Genomic DNA, 15,956 nt, shown 5'->3' on the forward strand with positions numbered 1-15,956 from the left:
TACACAAAAGATTGTATGGAACGAACAAAAATGTAAGTATGAGTATTAAAGAATCATCCACTAATAACGAAAATAAAAAGACCCTGGAGTACAGCTGCTCCGAAATATATGCCGTCAATCTGATCAGTGGCCGCTGGATTCTTTCTATCTGCTATCATCTCAAACACGGAAAACTCCGTTTTTTTGAACTGAAAGATAAGATCAACAATATTTCTGAAAGGATGCTTACTCTTCAACTAAAAAAAATGGAACAGGAAGAACTGATCATCAAAAGAGTGTATGCAGAAGTACCTGTAAAGGTAGAGTACGAACTGACAGAGATCGGTAAGCAATTGATGCCGGTGCTTCAACAGCTGGAAATTTGGGGTAAGGAACATAAAAAGATCAAGAAAAAATAACAGGCTCTCTTTTTATCAAGACAGCCTGTTGATGATATCTATAACTTATAATTGTAACCAATCTGAACCATAAAAGGCAGGTGTGGTTTGGTTTTAAAGTCCTGTGAAATTACCTTTCCTAATTTCAAATAGATTTCCTGACGGGGAAAGGAGTAGCCGGTTTGAATTCCATAGTAAAAATTACCTCCCGTTGAGGGTTCATACCAACCATTTTTTACATCAGGAAATATGTCCTGATAATGCTCTGTATGCTGAAAATGACTAACGATGGCTTTGTCAAAACCTACCTCAGCTGCTCCATACCATCTGGGTTTGTAATATCCTATAACTCCGGCCATATCTAATCCGAAACTGCCAATCGCAACATTATCATTTTCAAATCTCCGGAACAGACCCTGAACTCTTGTGGAAAACTGAATATCCCGAATCCTGAACCACCTGACATTAGCGCCTGCCTTCACCTTAAAATCATCCAGAAGAGTTTCTCCCAATGGAGTAGAAAGATCTGCACCTACAATAACAGGAAACCATCCGGTATTGAATTGGTATCCGTAACCTATTCCGAAAACTGCTCCGTATTCTGCTCCAATATTGGCATTCAGGATATGTCTTTCTTTAGCCTGCAGAGCTGCCCAATTAACAGTTTGAGATTTCACAGCATGATCTGTCAGTATAAACAGTAAGACTGATAGTATATTTTTGTTCATGATATTTTTTTTAAAGGCCGTTGATAAGTGTTATGATTCCCGGTTTGGTCTGATTGTTCCACGCATTATTGTTGGTAATGATACCATCATGGCCAACACCGGAAATTTTTACTCTGGTTACATTTTTATAGCTTGATGTAATTTTCTGGGCCCAGGAGTCCGGATAGGCTTTATTTCTTTCGCTGTACAGAAACAGAACGGGAGCATTATAATTCTGAAGTCCTTCAGAGAAATTCAGCTTATACTTTTCGCCGCTGTCAAACAAGGCATCCATAATAACAGCCCCGCTTCGCCAGGTTATGCCAGGATCAAAATCACCTTCTCCGGTTATGCTGTTTCTTGAAGCCAGCATAGTCATTTTATAATCCAGGATCTCGTGCTGATCTTCCTTCCCGGAAATAAACTGGTCCAGATAGGTAACGTCATTCATAATTTCGCTCCACAGTTTAAAAGAGCGGGATTCTTTAACGTACTCCTTGACATCATCCCAGATCAGCCCTCCAGGTTCACACAGCACAAGCCCCTGGATATCTTCCGGATATTTCCCGGCATATCCTGAAGCGAGCATAGCTCCCCACGAATGTCCCAAAAGGACAACCTTTTGTCCCGGATTCTTGCGATAATGTGCAATTACAGAATGAAGCTCATCATACATCAGATCCATCACTCCGGATCCCAAAGAAAGATAAGACTGTTTTGAAAAACGCTGGGAAAGTCCGGATCCCCGTTGATCGTAAAATACCACCCGATAACCTTCATTCGCAAGCTCTTTACAGTTAAGAAGATAACGATAATCTCCGCCAGGTCCTCCATGCAGGGCAACAACAATGGTCCCGTTTTCAGGTCCAAAGGCTTCGGAGTGCAGCTTGGCACCATTTATAACAACAGATGGCAAAGAAGAATCCTGATCCACTGTTTTCGGAACAAGATTTCCGGGCTCTTCAATCGTTCGCCCATCTGTGCAGGAAAACATCAGCGCACACATTGTGAAAACAGCAACTGCTGCATTTCTTTTTTTGAAAGCAATCATACTTTTGAGTTTAAAAAGTTATGATGCAAAGATTCATTATCCCAGGAAGCCAGCCGCCCCATCAGGAAGGTTGAACCCTCAAAAAAACCAACAATAACAATCTGATTATATTACACTTATGAAGATTGACACCTTTTCCCTGAAAGATGAAACTCCCAATCAGTTTTTTTGATACTCACTTGGGGTAACACCAGTGTATTTTTTAAAGTTTCTGTTGAAAGATGTTTTAGAATTGAATCCACAATCGAAGGCAATCGAAAGCAAAGTGAACTGCCTGCTTTCAGGTTGCGAAATGATCTGTAAGTATTCCTCAATTCTTTTTTCATTGATAAGTTCGTAAAAGTTTTTATTTTCTTTGGAATTGATTACCTGTGAAAGGTAGTTAGGGTGCACATCCAGCATAGCCGCCAGCTCATTGAGGGTGAGATTGGGATTTACAAATGGCTTTTCATTTAACAAGAGACTGGTGAGCCGATCGTGGATATCGTCAATATTTTTCTGTGTAAGGCTCGATTTCTGATATTTCCTATCAGAAGACACGATATCTTCTTTTTTCTCTTCTTCCTCAGAAACAGGGCTCAATACAGGTTGGCCAGCAAAAGATACGGCAGGCTGATTGAAGACCTGAACCTGCTTTATTCCAAAGTATCCCAGCCAAATGATAAAGACTGCTACGGCACCATATATAATGTCGGTATTGACAAAAAGAACCAATGCCCAGATTATGGCAATCCATATAATAAGATACAGCAACCAGTTGAAATTAATTTTTTCTGTATTTGAAAACTGCTGAACAATGTTTTTCCTGTACCGGTATAAGATCCTGAAAGAGAGTACCACATACACAATTCCTGAGATGTAGATCGCGTAGAGCCGGATAAGCAATTCATTTTCAAACCCGCTTCCATGGTGTTTGAATATATCTACTCTCTCTTCAAAAGGGGCGATGTAAAATTTCACAAACAAGAGATTGGACAGCAGAAACGGAATAAAATGCAGCAGATACTTCCACGAAAAAGATTCCGGAGAAGTTTGTTTTTTAACATAGATAAACAGAAAAGGGCCATACACAATCGGCAGGGTAAATCCCAGAAAAACAAATGAAGGGTATATTGTATACTGTCCTGTCTGAAGCATATAATGACTGGCCAGATTGAGTCCGATTGCTGAAAGCCAGATTGCAAGAATAAGGTCAGCACTGCTTTTATCTTTTTTTGTTATCAAAAGAAAAGCAAGGAAAAAAGCCAAAAAAACACTGAACAGGTAAAACATAGTGCTTCAATATTTTGTGAACAGAAATTATAAAATACCGTTTATGGCAAAAGTAAATATAATTTTGATGTGAAATTTCAGCATGAAATATTTTTCTGCAAGAGTGCAGCATCGTCTTTTGGAATATAGGGTGAACAAGTCTTAAAATTAGTTAATATAAACGTTCATATACCAGGTTTGGGTTTTTATATTTTGAAAATTAGCTATCTTCGCCTACAAATCTTATTTGAAAATGAAGAAGATCATCTACGGGATATCTATTTTTTGCTCAATCGTCATTTCAGCTCAGGAGTCTATCCAATTTCAGGACCTGCCTTTCAAAGATATTATAGCAAAAGCTAAAAAAGAAAAGAAGCTTGTTTTTGTTGATGCTTATGCTTCATGGTGCGGCCCCTGCAAAATGATGGAAAAAAATGTTTTCACGCAGAAAGAAGTCGGAGAATACTTCAATACCTCCTTTATCAACGCTAGATTTGATATGGAAAAGGGTGAAGGTAGAGAGATTGCTTCCAAATTTGGAGTTCGCTCCTACCCTACTTACCTTTTTCTGAATGGCGAAGGTGAACTTGTTTCAAGGAACACCGGCTATATGGATGCTGGCCTCTTTGTGGCCATGGCACAGAATATCAGTGCTCCTGGAAATAAAAAAGGATCCCTGAAAGAGCGCTTTGCCAATGGAGAAAAAGATCCCGACTTTCTTATTAACGTCATGAAACTAAATTCTGATACCGATTACGAGTTTGCAAAGAAAGCTTCGGAAAGATATTTTGAAAATAAGAAGAAAACTGAAGAAATTTCAAAAGAAGAAATAGGACTGTTGTTGTACTTTTTAAAGTCAACTGAAGATAACAATTATACAACTTTTGTATCCAGAAAGGCTGAAATCACTAAATATCTGCCTGAGGAGACTTATAATGAGTTTGATGCCCAGCTCAGATTATCCAAAATAGTGGAAAAAGCTATTGATGATAAAAATAAAAAAATCGATGACGATTATTTTATGAAAACGGCAGAGCCTTTAGTTGGAAAAGAAGCAGCCACGATAAAGCTGAACCAAACCAAACTCAATTATTATGAGCTTCATGCCAATTTTCCTGAATACGAAAAGGCAGCTTTAGCTTATTACAAAGATGCTGATAAATTTGAACCCAACGAGCTTTTAAGGGCTGCCTGGGTATTTGCAGATCATGTAAAAACACCTTCTTCACTGAAAAAGGCTACGGAATGGGCAGAAAAATCTGTTATGAGAACAGAAAATGCTGAGAACACTTATATTCTTGCTAAGCTCTATTTTCTCACCGGTAACAAGGACATGGCAAAAAACTACGCCGAAATGTCTAAAAATATAGCAGTTCAGTCCAATAAAGACTCAAAATTAGCAGATGAACTATTACAACAAATAAAGTAACACCTTAGATGAAATACAAATTATTAGCGGGCAGTATCTTAGCATTTCTGGCGATAGGCAATGCAGCAGCTCAGGAACAGGAACAAGGACAGGAAAAAAGCTTATATGTAAAAGGAAATGCTCTGTTTTTGCCGATAGGAATAATCAATGTAGCGGCAGAAAAACAACTGAGCCCTAAATATACCATTCAGGCAGATGCATTTGTTTCCCCATGGAAATCTTTTGCCGGACACGAATTGCAGTACTATTCTGTTTCTGCAGAGGCAAGATACTATTTTACAGAAGCCTTCCGGCATTGGTATATAGGAGCTAATATCTCTGTGGCTGCTTATAATATTCAAAAATGGAACTATTGGAATGACAACATCTTTGTAAAAGATGATGGTGAAGTTCTGGTCAATTCCAATCTTTATCAAAAAGGTCATTCTATCATGGTGGGGATTACAGCTGGTTATCAGTTTCAGTTGTCAGAGCGCCTGAATCTCGATATCTATGCAACCGTGGGAAATTCCCAGGGATTTTATAAGGGATATGACCGTACAACGGGAAAACGATATGATTCTGCAGAGAAATTTAATAAAAGTGGTGAGATCATACCTTATCGTGGAGGGGTTATGATTTCTTACAAATTAAAATAAGACGATGAAACCATTCGGGAAAAACCATATTATCATTTCAGCGATCACCTTTGTGATTCTTTTTTTAATGAATTATCTGGGAAATGATCTGCCGGATAAGCTTCAGAGAGCACTACTTACTGCTTTTGCAGGAGTAGTCGGGCTAACCCTGGGGCTCTTTATATTAAACAGGGGCAAGAATGATAAAAATCCGCCCCAGAATTTTGATTAATTAATTGTCGTATACCACGTATTTAACTCTTATCTTTTCAAAATTATCAAGATCCTTTTTCCATGAAGCTTTAATCTCCTGAATTGATTTTCCGGCGATGATTTGTTTTCTGAACTCATCGGTTCCTGACAAAGTATCAAACCATAAATTTTTCAGGAAAAAGCCCTGCTGTGGATTCTTATAGTTCTTATATGCTTTCACGACCCATTCAAGGTTGAGTTCGCGCAGGTCTTTAGGATAATCTGAGAGATTTTCGCCATAGCATAATTTCCCGTTCAGGAAGGGATCTTTAGCCCCATAACTTGGTTTAGGAGTAAACTGATAAGGAAGATTCGGTGTCCAGGGAGAACCATAGATCTGGAAAGGCAATTCTGTTCCCCTTCCTGCTGAAACCTGAGTTCCTTCAAAAAAGCACAGACTTGGATACAAATTGATGGCTTTATCGTTGGGAAGATTGGGTGAGGGTTTATCTAATATCGGATATCGTTTTGTTTTATGGTAGTTTTTCATGGGGATCAGTGTGTATTTAGCCTGTACACCATTTTTCAGCCATTTTTCTCCATTGACCATCTTACCATATTCCCCAATGGTCAATCCATACACTACCGGAACTTCATGCATGCCTACAAAACTGGCCCATTTTTTTCTGAGAACCGGGCCGTCTGTATATCCATCATGTGGATTAGGACGGTCCATCACTATAACTTCTACATTATTTTCGGCACCGGCTTCCATCAGATAGGTAAGTGTTGAAATATAGGTATAAAATCTCACGCCTACATCCTGAATATCAAAAACAACAAGGTCAATTCCTGATAACTGTTCAGGCTTTGGTTTCTTATTGCTGGCGTACAGGGAAACAATAGGGATCCCGGTTTTAACGTCAACCCCGTTCTTCACCTTTGCTCCCGCATCGGCGTCCCCTCTGAAACCATGTTCAGGAGCAAAAATTGCTTTAATCTTAATTCCGTTTTTTACCAGGAAATCTACCAAGTGGGTTCTGTCGCTCATCAATCCGGTCTGGTTGGTGACCACTCCGATTGTTTTATTTTTTAACAGCGGCAGATAAAGCTCAGGCTGATCGGCTCCGGTTTTAAAATCCGGTTGGTCTTGAATCTGAGAATAATATTGATTGAATACTCCTAAAAAAATTAGGCAAATCAGAAGTAAATTTTTAATTTTGAAATCTAAATTCATAAGCTTGAAATTTCCTTTATATTTCTCTAGAAAAATAGCATTTTCCAAAGATAACAAAAATAACCTTTCAAGAGTGATCATCTTCATTGGCAGGCTTTCAGTTGCTTTGGGGATCATTGTCTCCTTAATTACCGTAGCCACAGGCTTTGGTTCCAAGAAAGCTATCAAAGAGAGACTGGCCGATTTCAGTGGACACATTACCGTACGATCAACACGATCCAATTCATCCTATAACACCTCCGTACTCGACAAGCAGGGCCTCAATATTAAAAAAATAAAAGAACTTCCCGATGTGGAAAGTACTCAAACGTATACTACCGTAACAGGTATTATGCGTAACGAGCATAACTTCGCAGGAATAATATTCAAAGGCATTGGAAAAGACTTCGACAGCTTACGGTTTAAAAAATTCCTTATTGCAGGAACCACTCCAAAAGTCACAGAAGTAGGCTTCAATAATGATGTTACTGTTTCACAAAAAGTAGCCAAAGACCTACACCTTAAGTTGAATGACAGTATTGTCACCGTATTTTTAAAAACCGATCAAAAACCGCTTTACCGTAAATTCCGTGTTATTGGAATCTATAAAACCGATATTAAACTGATCGACGAGCAGTTTGTTCTTGGCGGAATTAACCACGCACGGAAGATTCAGGATATGAAAGCCGACGAAATTGGAGGTATTGATATTTTTCTTAAAGATGTAAATGATATCGATAAAGACTTTCCGGATATTGAAAAACTGATCGGCTATAAAAATTATGCAGAAAAGGCCACAGAAAAGTTTCCTCAGATCAATGACTGGATCAGTATTTTTGATACCAACATCGCCCTTATCATCATTATCATGCTGATTGTAGTGGTTATTAACATCATCATGGTTCTTTTGATCCTGATTATTGAAAGGACCAATTCCATCGGCCTTCTTAAAACACTGGGCGCAAGCAATTCCCAAATCAGGGCAACATTCATCAATTATACCCTTATCATTATGATCCCCGGCCTTTTGTATGGAAATGCTATTGGATTGGGGCTTCTATTGATTCAAAAATCATTCAGCATTATCAAGCTTAATCCTGAAAATTACTATGTGAGTACGGTTCCGGTAGATCTGAATCCTGTTGCGATTGTTTCCATTTCGCTGGGGATCCTTGCCATTTCTGCACTGGCCCTTATTATACCTAGTTATCTGATCAGTAAGATTTCTCCTGTAAAGGCGATTAAGTATAATTAACTTCAGCAGACCGAATCAGTATTCCAGGAGTCAATACATCTATATCCAATTGCGATTTCCCAAAGAGATAATTTTAAAAGCCTTATCTTTGCACCGCTTATAAAACATTTATGAAATACGCAAAAAATATTCTTGAAACTATAGGTAATACACCATTGGTAAAACTCAATAAGGTTTTAGGTGAAGATTTTCCTGCATTGGTTTTGGCAAAAGTAGAGACCTTCAATCCCGGAAACTCTGTGAAGGACAGAATGGCTCTTAAAATGATAGAAGATGCTGAGAAAGACGGCAGATTGAAGCCGGGAGGAACCATCATCGAAGGGACTTCCGGAAATACAGGAATGGGGCTTGCATTGGCAGCCATCATCAAAGGGTACAAATGTATTTTTGTAACCAACTCCAAGCAGTCAAAAGAGAAGTGTGATATCCTTCGTGCCGTAGGCGCAGAGGTCATTGTATGCCCTACGGATGTAAAGCCTACCGACCCGCGTTCTTATTATTCGGTATCCAAAAGGCTGGCTAAAGAAACAGAAAACGGATGGTATGTCAACCAGTATGATAACCTGTCAAACCGTGCTGCTCACTATGAATCTACGGCTCCTGAAATCTGGGAACAGACCGAAGGTCAGCTGACGCACTTTGTAGTAGGAGCCGGAACAGGAGGTACCATTACAGGTTGTGGAACCTTCTTTAAAGAAAAAAATCCGGATGTTAAAGTAATTGGTGTTGATACGTATGGTTCTATTCTGAAAGAATTCCACGAGACGGGAGAGCTTCACTATGATCACGCTTATACTTATATTACTGAAGGAATCGGGGAAGATATTATCCCTGAAAACTATGATATGTCAGTGATTGACCATTTCGAGAAAGTAACGGATAAAGACGGTGCGATCTATGCAAGAAAACTGGCTAAAGAAGAAGGAATTTTCTGTGGATATTCTGCGGGAAGTGCCATCGCTTCGCTGGTTCAGATGAAAGATCAGTTTACAAAGGATGACGTCATCGTAGTTCTGCTTCACGATCACGGCTCAAGATATGTAGGAAAGATCTACAACGATGAGTGGATGAAAGAAATGGGATGGCTGGATTAAGAACGTAAAGGCTGTATTGCCCTTAACATAAATAGAAAAACGGAGCAAATTTCTGCTCCGTTTTTTATTGCTTAATATTTTCTTTTATTATTTTTCTGAGGTAATTATAATCTTTTTCACTCATTGCTTTTTTGGGGAACATATAGTTGTATTTTCCCTCCAGCGTAATAAACTCAGCATTGGTATCGAAATATTCGAAATCTTTCCATTCGCTGGTTTCTTTTTCCCCGTCAATATTCACTGTGAAAAAATTCTGATCGAACCGGAGTTCGTAGCGCTTACACTTTTCCAGTACACTCAAATAATGATTGACCTGTTTTTTCCATCTTGAGACCTTATTAACACTTACGGAAAGAAAAACCGTACAAAGTAGAAAAATAAAGCTTAAAAAATATAAGATTCCTACACTTTCTTTGCTCAGGCTATCTCTCAAAAGGAACACGATAAATAGGACCACTGCAGAAAATATTGTTATGATCGTTTTGCTTTTAGTTGTGGGTGAAAACAGCAGGCTGGCCTGGTTACCACTAAAATAAATATCTTCAAAATGCTTTCTTTCAGGCTGTACTATAATCACCTTTTCCTCATTCATAATATATGATTGCTTTAAAAAGCTACAAAACTAAACTAAATATCCTCAAATTGATTATTTATTGAAGAAAGTTTATTCATGAGCTCTCTGTTTCTGCGGTTTAAAGCGTCAAGTTTTTTTAGCATATTATAAATAACCTCCAAGCCGGGAAGGTTGATTTCAAGATCATAATGCCAGTTGGCAAATTTTTCCAGGTCCGGTAAATCCTCGTACATAAGATAATGGATATTGTTCTCTATCTGTATGTTGAGTAGGCCATAATCTACAAGCTCATCAAAAAATGTAATTTCGATATTGTAAATTTTTACGAGTTCTTCCCGTGATATTCTTTCACTCATCGCTTAGGAATTTTTTAGTTGTTCAAAAATTTCTTTTTGCTTTTCTGTAAGGTTCGAAGGCAGTTTCACTTCATAAGTTACAAAAAGGTCTCCCGATTGTCCTTCCTGCTTATAGACAGGAAAGCCTTTTCCTTTCAGCCTTACGGTTGTACCGTTTTGGGTTTCCGGTTTTACTTTCAGATTGACACTTCCATCCAGAGTATTTACTTTTACGTCGCCTCCTAAAACGGCAGTGTATAAATCAATGGTAACTTTAATTTTAAGATCATTACCTGTTCTTTCAAATTCCGGATCAACCGGGATGTTGAACGTGATATACAGATCTCCATTTGGACCACCATTTACTCCTGGGTTTCCATGTCCTCTCAGCTTGATCTGCTGACCGTCATACACCCCTGCTGGAATGGTAATTCTCACTTTTTTGCCATTGATCTCAAAAGTCTGTGGATGTGTTTTTGCAGCATCTCTCAGGTTCAGAGTAAGCTCAGCTTGTACATCTGACCCCTTGAATTTTCCTGAAGCTCTTCCTCTTGAGCTTTTTCCAAATCCTGTACCTCCGGCTCCTCCAAACATGTTTTGGAAAAAATCAGAGAAGTCTTCGCCTTCTCCAAAGTCGGCTCCAGAGAATCCACCTCCATAATTCTGCTGCTGATATTGTCTTTGCTGCTGCTGGGCCTTTTCATATTCTTCTCCATGTTTCCAGTTTTCACCGTATTTATCATATTTTGCCCGGTTTTCGATATTACTGAGGACTTCATTGGCTTCATTAAGTTCTTTGAACTTTCTTTCAGCTTCCTTATCATCAGGATTCAGGTCGGGGTGCAGTTTTCTTGCCAACTTGCGATATGCTTTTTTAATATCATCCTGGGTTGCGCTTTTATCTACACCTAAAATTTTATAGTAATCTATATAAGCCATAGAAACGATGTTTACTCAAATTTATGAAATTTAGGTTTGAAAATTGCATAACAGAATGTTAAAAATAAACCTATCTTTGATAAAAAGTGCGCATGAAAGAAGCCTTGAAAAACTACTCGGGAATCATATTTTTACTACTGGGAATTACTATTGGAAGCATCATAGGAGTTTGGGCTCCTGGTATTGTAGAATATATAAAGCCTTTGGGTGATATTTTCCTTAATCTTCTTTTTGTAAGTGTGGTTCCACTGGTATTTTTTGCAGTATCCAATTCTATTGCCTCTTTGGAACAACAATCCAAATTTGGAAAAATCATATTGGTAATGGCGCTTACCTTTCTGTTTTTTATTTTAACAGCAGCAGTTTTTACCATCTGTGCCGTGTATTTGTTTCCGGTTTCGGGAGTTTCCGGCAGTTCGGCAATGGTCGTTGAAGAAGCCAACGAAGATAGCTGGGGCAATAGAATCGTAAGTTTTTTCACAGTAGGAGAGTTCACAGAGCTTTTTTCAAGGAGAAATATGCTTGCGCTTCTTATATTTGCCTTTCTGACCGGATTTGCCGCGAGAAAAACAGGAGAAAGTGGAAAACCTTTCAGGACTTTTATTGCTTCTGGATATGAAGTCATGAAAGAGTTGCTTTTATTGGTTATGAAACTGGCGCCTGTAGGTTTGGGAGCATATTTTGCCTACCAGGTAGCAACTTTAGGTCCACAGCTGTTTGGCTTTTATGCGAAACCTCTGGGATTATACTATATTGCCGGAATTATCTATTTTCTGGTCTTCTTTTCATTGTATGCTTTTATGGCCAGCGGTCAGAAAGGAGTCAGAGACTTCTGGACCAATGCTATTTACCCCAGCCTTACTGCAATAAGTACCTGCAGCAGTTTTGCAACAATGCCAGCCAACTTACAGGCAGCAGCAAAAATAGGGATCCCGACTTCCATTGCCAATCTGGTGATTCCTATTGGTACGACACTGCATAAAAACGGATCTTCAATGTCTTCTATCATAAAGATTTATGTAGCTTTCTTAATTATCGGAAAAGATTTTTTTGATCCTGCCAACTTGCTGTTGGCACTGGGAATTACCGTTTTTGTGAGTATTGTAGCGGGTGGGATCCCAAATGGCGGATACATCGGTGAAATGCTGATGATTTCTGTGTATCAGCTTCCTCAGGAAGCCATTCCTGCTGTAATGATTATCGGAACTTTAGTAGATCCGCTGGCTACTGTTCTGAATTCTGTAGGAGATGTGGTGGCCGCCATGTTTGTCAGCCGGTTCGTTAAAGAATGACCGGAAACTATGCGTATGACTTATCATTAAAAAGAACCTACATTATTCACTTCGTTGTACAGGTTCCAGATTTTCATATTCTTCCGGACTGAAAAGTCTGTAATTGATCCTAAACGTTTTTTTCAAAGGAGTTTCCAGAGAAAACCCTCCTGGTCCGAAACCATCGGTCACATCCAGGGTAAAATGAGAATATTTCCAATATTCAAACAGGTCCCGGTCTATCCAGAATTCGTGGCCGTTAATGGTTCCTATCATCGCATCATTCATTCTGGGAAAAAAACCACCTTTCTCAAAGCATTGCGGCTGCGTTCCTTCGCAGCAGCCTCCTGCCTGATAAAACATGAGCGCTCCATATTGGTCTTCAAGTTTCCTGATGACGTCGAGAGCCTGTTCTGTGGCTGACAGCCGGGATATCTTTGGATTCATTCCTTCTTATTTTAATCAGTTTAGTAAAAAGCCCGGCAAGGTTTTGTCGGGCCTGGTCACTCATCATGGTTCAATTTGAGTTTGCAATATCGAATAGGACTCTTCTATTTATCTGCCCTACTTCATTGTATCAAAAGCATCATTAATAACTCTCCAGTTTGCCACCGGAGCCCACTTTTATGAGCTTATTGGTAAATTTCGATGCTTTCTTCAGATCTTTTGTTTCCTGCGTGAGGGATAATAAGGACGACACGGGATGAGCCGGTAAGAAATAAAATGAAGTATCAAAACAACGTAAAGACCCTCATAGCCCGACCGTATACCCTGGATAAAACCAGGGCAATCGGGCGCCGTCCTAAAATTAATAATTAAAAGAAGCCTAACTTATTTTTGTTGTAGGAAATCAGCATATTTTTGGTCTGACGATAGTGGTCGAGCATCATTTTATGATTTTCTCTTCCAATCCCGGACTGTTTGTAACCTCCAAATGGTGCCCCTGCCGGGTAGGAATGATATTGATTTACCCAAACTCTTCCTGCTTCAATCTGACGCGGAATGTTATACAGCTGATGAGCATCTCTTGTCCAGACTCCTGCGCCAAGTCCATATATGGTATCGTTGGCAATTTTTATAGCTTCTTCCTCATCTTTGAAAGTGGTAAATGCCAGTACAGGACCGAAAATTTCTTCCTGGAAAATTCTCATTCGGTTATTCCCTTTAAAGATCGTTGGCTGAATGTAGAAACCGTGTTCAAGGTCTTCACCCAGGTCGTTAACCTCTCCGCCCACCAAAACTTCTGCTCCTTCGTCTTTACCTAACTGGATATAGGAAAGTATTTTATCTTTTTGAATCTGTGAAGCCTGAGCCCCCATCATCACTGTTTTATCAAGAGGGTTTCCAACTTTGATTGCCTTTACTCTTTCAATTACCTTTTCAATAAAAGCATCTGCAATACCTTCCTGTACGAGCAATCTCGACGGACAGGTACAGATTTCTCCCTGGTTAAGAGCGAAAAGAACAGCTCCTTCCACAGCCTTATCTAAAAATTCATCATCCGCATCCATTACTGAGTTAAAGAAGACATTAGGTGATTTTCCTCCGAGCTCCAGGGTTACAGGAATAATGTTTTCTGTAGCATACTGCATCACGAGACGTCCTGTTGCAGTGGAACCTGTGAATGCCGCTTTTGCTACTTTTGGATTGGTGACTAAAGCTCTTCCCAACTCTGCGCCGAAACCGTTTACAATATTTATAACCCCTGACGGTAGTAAGTCACCGATGAGCTCCATTAAAACCATGATGGACACAGGAGTACTTTCCGCCGGCTTCAATACAACGCAGTTTCCGGCAGCCAGTGCTGGAGCAAGTTTCCAGACAGCCATCAGTATAGGGAAATTCCATGGGATAATCTGTGCGATGACTCCAAGAGGCTCATGTACAATCAGAGATACAGTATCTTTGTCCAATTCATTATGAGAACCTTCATCCGCACGGATCACAGACGCAAAATATCTGAAGTGATCAATAGCTAAAGGCATATCTGCCGCTAATGTTTCCCGTACAGCCTTTCCATTATCAATGGTTTCTACAATCGCCAGATATTCCAGGTTCTGCTCTATCCGGTCTGCAATTTTATTAAGGATGATGCTTCTTTCTGTGGATGAAGTCTTTTTCCAGGTTTGAAATGCTTTTTCAGCAGCATCTACTGCCAACTCAAGATCTTCTTTGGTAGAGTGCGCTACCTGTGTAAAATTCTTTCCGTCTACGGGAGAAACGACATCAAAATACTGCCCTTTAACGGGAGGAGTAAACTTTCCACCGATATAGTTGTCATATCTGCTTTTAAACTCAGGACGTTCTAAAAGAGTCTCTGATCTTGGTTCTGTAATTGTGCTCATATGCTTATTTTATTTTTTCGATAATGCCAAATTACATGGATACTCCAAAAATTGTATAGCACAATCGTATAAAAAAAGTGCAGAATAGTGCAGATGTTCAATTTTATTATTTTCTTAACAGCAACGTGGGGCCAAATTTTATATATTTGAGTTACAGGTTTCCTAAAAATATTTAGAAATGAATAACAATAGCAGGTTTTTATTAAACACTCCCGAATTAATCAAAGAAAACAAACTATTGAGTCTTGTAGAGAACCAGACCACATTCAACCTAAACAACTGTGAATTCAGCATTTATGAGACACACAAAGCCGCTTTTGGGGTAAAACTTCATTTTGAAAATATAGCTTTTACTGCAATGCTGAGAGGTAAAAAACATATGAAACTGGATAAGAAGACCAGTTATTTTGACTATTATCCGGGGGAGAGTATTTTAGTTGCCCCGGGAGAAACGATGGTCATTGATTTTCCAGAAGCCGACCAGGCTCCTGCCCAATGTATTTCGCTAAGCCTGAATCCCGAATTTATAGAAGATTCTCTGAATCACCTGAATTATCATCTTCCGAAAGTGGACGAAACATCTCAATGGAATATTCAGCTGGATGAATATTTTCTTTTTAACAACAAAGCATTAGCCTCAGCCACCAACAATATCATGAGAATTGCCATGGATGATAATTCTCACAAGGACATTATGGCGGATTTCGCCCTTAAGGAGTTACTGATAAGACTGATGCAGACCCAGGCACGAAGTATGGTGGAAAAAAACATTGTCAAAAACAAGTCAAGGATAGGCTTTGTAGTGGATTATATTAAAAGAAATCTTCACCAAAAACTTTCTATCGACAGTATTGCCAAACTGGCCTACGTAAGTAAGTCGAACTTCTTTAAAATGTTCAGAGATGAACTGGGAACTTCACCTAATGATTTTATTTTACAGGAGAGAATCAGTAAAGCAAAAGAACTATTGGCCAATCAAACCAGCATTAAGGAAACAGCATTCCATACCGGATTTTCGGATACCAATTATTTTACAAGGGTATTTAAACAGATCGAGGGCATAACACCAAAAACGTATCAGGACGGGATCCTCATGAGATGACCTTTGATTGCATGACATATCGTTCATCTTTCACAGCTTTCCCGTTATCCATAAACAGATCTTCAAGTCATTATTTTATTATGTTAAGGCACATCAGCTGCTGTGAGAAGTTCGATATAGCAATACCCAATAGATGAATCATTCTGATCGCTGCATTAATCTTTAAATACTGTAATGTACTAAGCTCTAATCATACAAGTG

17 protein-coding genes are annotated in these 15,956 nt (G+C 39.1%); 8 read left to right on the plus strand and 9 right to left on the minus strand.

Annotated features, from left to right (window positions below):
* Positions 1-38 precede the first annotated feature (38 nt).
* Positions 39-398, plus strand: a complete 360-nt coding sequence (locus tag DRF67_RS02940) for a winged helix-turn-helix transcriptional regulator (protein ID WP_115927046.1) — start codon at positions 39-41, stop codon at positions 396-398.
* Positions 399-436: 38 nt separating this feature from the next.
* Here the strand turns inward: DRF67_RS02940 and DRF67_RS02945 are convergent, their stop codons facing one another.
* The 3 genes from DRF67_RS02945 to DRF67_RS02955 all read right to left on the minus strand — a co-directional run bounded on the left by DRF67_RS02945 (position 437) and on the right by DRF67_RS02955 (position 3,407).
* Positions 437-1,105 (minus strand): hypothetical protein, encoded by a 669-nt coding sequence (locus DRF67_RS02945; protein ID WP_115926506.1) that lies wholly within the window; start codon positions 1,103-1,105, stop codon positions 437-439.
* Between the two features lie 10 nt (positions 1,106-1,115).
* Positions 1,116-2,135 carry an alpha/beta hydrolase gene (locus DRF67_RS02950; RefSeq protein WP_115926508.1) on the minus strand — a complete coding sequence of 340 codons (1,020 nt, stop codon included), beginning with the start codon at positions 2,133-2,135 and terminating at the stop codon, positions 1,116-1,118.
* 159 nt (positions 2,136-2,294) lie between these two features.
* A complete protein-coding gene (locus tag DRF67_RS02955) occupies positions 2,295-3,407 on the minus strand; it encodes a helix-turn-helix domain-containing protein (RefSeq protein WP_115926510.1) in 1,113 nt (370 codons plus the stop codon).
* Positions 3,408-3,639: 232 nt separating this feature from the next.
* On the opposite strand from DRF67_RS02955, the gene DRF67_RS02960 reads away from it, so the two are divergent.
* From DRF67_RS02960 to DRF67_RS02970, 3 genes are read left to right on the plus strand one after another with little or no spacing between them, the layout of a single operon-like run.
* Positions 3,640-4,815, plus strand: a complete 1,176-nt coding sequence (locus DRF67_RS02960) for a thioredoxin fold domain-containing protein (RefSeq protein WP_115926512.1) — start codon at positions 3,640-3,642, stop codon at positions 4,813-4,815.
* Between the two features lie 8 nt (positions 4,816-4,823).
* Positions 4,824-5,453, plus strand: a complete 630-nt coding sequence (locus DRF67_RS02965; RefSeq protein ID WP_115926514.1) for a DUF3575 domain-containing protein — start codon at positions 4,824-4,826, stop codon at positions 5,451-5,453.
* A gap of 4 nt (positions 5,454-5,457) precedes the next feature.
* Entirely contained in the window at positions 5,458-5,664 is a 207-nt protein-coding gene (locus DRF67_RS02970) for a hypothetical protein (RefSeq protein ID WP_115926516.1), read from the plus strand.
* Here the strand turns inward: DRF67_RS02970 and DRF67_RS02975 are convergent, their stop codons facing one another.
* On the minus strand, positions 5,665-6,861 hold the full coding sequence (locus DRF67_RS02975; RefSeq protein ID WP_115927048.1) for an exo-beta-N-acetylmuramidase NamZ family protein: 1,197 nt from the start codon (positions 6,859-6,861) through the stop codon (positions 5,665-5,667).
* A 4-nt stretch (positions 6,862-6,865) separates the two neighbouring features.
* Between DRF67_RS02975 and DRF67_RS02980 the strand changes: the two genes are divergently transcribed.
* Both DRF67_RS02980 and DRF67_RS02985 read left to right on the plus strand, forming a co-directional pair.
* Positions 6,866-8,095 carry an ABC transporter permease gene (locus tag DRF67_RS02980; protein ID WP_115926518.1) on the plus strand — a complete coding sequence of 410 codons (1,230 nt, stop codon included), beginning with the start codon at positions 6,866-6,868 and terminating at the stop codon, positions 8,093-8,095.
* Positions 8,096-8,205: 110 nt separating this feature from the next.
* Positions 8,206-9,189, plus strand: a complete 984-nt coding sequence (locus DRF67_RS02985) for a PLP-dependent cysteine synthase family protein (protein ID WP_115926520.1) — start codon at positions 8,206-8,208, stop codon at positions 9,187-9,189.
* 64 nt (positions 9,190-9,253) lie between these two features.
* Here the strand turns inward: DRF67_RS02985 and DRF67_RS02990 are convergent, their stop codons facing one another.
* The 3 genes from DRF67_RS02990 to DRF67_RS03000 are packed head-to-tail and all read right to left on the minus strand — an operon-like array spanning position 9,254 to position 11,037.
* The gene (locus tag DRF67_RS02990; RefSeq protein WP_115926522.1) at positions 9,254-9,781 is read right to left on the minus strand and encodes a YcxB family protein; all 528 of its coding nucleotides are present in this window, start codon (positions 9,779-9,781) and stop codon (positions 9,254-9,256) included.
* 35 nt (positions 9,782-9,816) lie between these two features.
* The gene (locus DRF67_RS02995; RefSeq protein WP_115926524.1) at positions 9,817-10,119 is read right to left on the minus strand and encodes a chaperone modulator CbpM; all 303 of its coding nucleotides are present in this window, start codon (positions 10,117-10,119) and stop codon (positions 9,817-9,819) included.
* 3 nt (positions 10,120-10,122) lie between these two features.
* Positions 10,123-11,037 carry a DnaJ C-terminal domain-containing protein gene (locus DRF67_RS03000; RefSeq protein ID WP_115926526.1) on the minus strand — a complete coding sequence of 305 codons (915 nt, stop codon included), beginning with the start codon at positions 11,035-11,037 and terminating at the stop codon, positions 10,123-10,125.
* Positions 11,038-11,129: 92 nt separating this feature from the next.
* Here DRF67_RS03000 and DRF67_RS03005 point away from each other — a divergent pair, with 92 nt between their 5' ends.
* Positions 11,130-12,329 (plus strand): dicarboxylate/amino acid:cation symporter, encoded by a 1,200-nt coding sequence (locus DRF67_RS03005; RefSeq protein WP_115926528.1) that lies wholly within the window; start codon positions 11,130-11,132, stop codon positions 12,327-12,329.
* 42 nt (positions 12,330-12,371) lie between these two features.
* Here DRF67_RS03005 and DRF67_RS03010 read toward each other — a convergent pair whose 3' ends face one another.
* Positions 12,372-12,755, minus strand: coding sequence for a DUF779 domain-containing protein (locus tag DRF67_RS03010; protein WP_115926530.1), 384 nt, complete (start codon positions 12,753-12,755; stop codon positions 12,372-12,374).
* 368 nt (positions 12,756-13,123) lie between these two features.
* Positions 13,124-14,653 carry an aldehyde dehydrogenase family protein gene (locus DRF67_RS03015; protein ID WP_115926532.1) on the minus strand — a complete coding sequence of 510 codons (1,530 nt, stop codon included), beginning with the start codon at positions 14,651-14,653 and terminating at the stop codon, positions 13,124-13,126.
* 178 nt (positions 14,654-14,831) lie between these two features.
* On the opposite strand from DRF67_RS03015, the gene DRF67_RS03020 reads away from it, so the two are divergent.
* Complete coding sequence (locus DRF67_RS03020) at positions 14,832-15,755, plus strand: AraC family transcriptional regulator (protein ID WP_115926534.1); 924 nt, start codon at positions 14,832-14,834, stop codon at positions 15,753-15,755.
* Positions 15,756-15,956 lie beyond the last annotated feature (201 nt).

It is taken from the genome of Chryseobacterium pennipullorum, assembly GCF_003384725.1.
Taxonomy (GTDB): domain Bacteria; phylum Bacteroidota; class Bacteroidia; order Flavobacteriales; family Weeksellaceae; genus Chryseobacterium; species Chryseobacterium pennipullorum.

Bases quoted from the DNA above. Each gene is read 5' to 3' on its own strand.
- DRF67_RS03000 (WP_115926526.1), bottom strand. From the start codon at position 11,037: ATGGCTTATATAGATTACTATAAAATTTTAGGTGTAGATAAAAGCGCA.
- DRF67_RS03010 (WP_115926530.1), bottom strand. From the start codon at position 12,755: ATGAATCCAAAGATATCCCGGCTGTCAGCCACAGAACAGGCTCTCGAC.
- DRF67_RS03015 (WP_115926532.1), bottom strand. From the start codon at position 14,653: ATGAGCACAATTACAGAACCAAGATCAGAGACTCTTTTAGAACGTCCT.
- DRF67_RS02985 (WP_115926520.1), top strand. From the start codon at position 8,206: ATGAAATACGCAAAAAATATTCTTGAAACTATAGGTAATACACCATTG.
- DRF67_RS02945 (WP_115926506.1), bottom strand. From the start codon at position 1,105: ATGAACAAAAATATACTATCAGTCTTACTGTTTATACTGACAGATCAT.
- DRF67_RS02960 (WP_115926512.1), top strand. From the start codon at position 3,640: ATGAAGAAGATCATCTACGGGATATCTATTTTTTGCTCAATCGTCATT.
- DRF67_RS03020 (WP_115926534.1), top strand. From the start codon at position 14,832: ATGAATAACAATAGCAGGTTTTTATTAAACACTCCCGAATTAATCAAA.
- DRF67_RS03005 (WP_115926528.1), top strand. From the start codon at position 11,130: ATGAAAGAAGCCTTGAAAAACTACTCGGGAATCATATTTTTACTACTG.
- DRF67_RS02955 (WP_115926510.1), bottom strand. From the start codon at position 3,407: ATGTTTTACCTGTTCAGTGTTTTTTTGGCTTTTTTCCTTGCTTTTCTT.
- DRF67_RS02965 (WP_115926514.1), top strand. From the start codon at position 4,824: ATGAAATACAAATTATTAGCGGGCAGTATCTTAGCATTTCTGGCGATA.
- DRF67_RS02995 (WP_115926524.1), bottom strand. From the start codon at position 10,119: ATGAGTGAAAGAATATCACGGGAAGAACTCGTAAAAATTTACAATATC.
- DRF67_RS02950 (WP_115926508.1), bottom strand. From the start codon at position 2,135: ATGATTGCTTTCAAAAAAAGAAATGCAGCAGTTGCTGTTTTCACAATG.
- DRF67_RS02990 (WP_115926522.1), bottom strand. From the start codon at position 9,781: ATGAATGAGGAAAAGGTGATTATAGTACAGCCTGAAAGAAAGCATTTT.
- DRF67_RS02975 (WP_115927048.1), bottom strand. From the start codon at position 6,861: ATGAATTTAGATTTCAAAATTAAAAATTTACTTCTGATTTGCCTAATT.
- DRF67_RS02970 (WP_115926516.1), top strand. From the start codon at position 5,458: ATGAAACCATTCGGGAAAAACCATATTATCATTTCAGCGATCACCTTT.
- DRF67_RS02940 (WP_115927046.1), top strand. From the start codon at position 39: ATGAGTATTAAAGAATCATCCACTAATAACGAAAATAAAAAGACCCTG.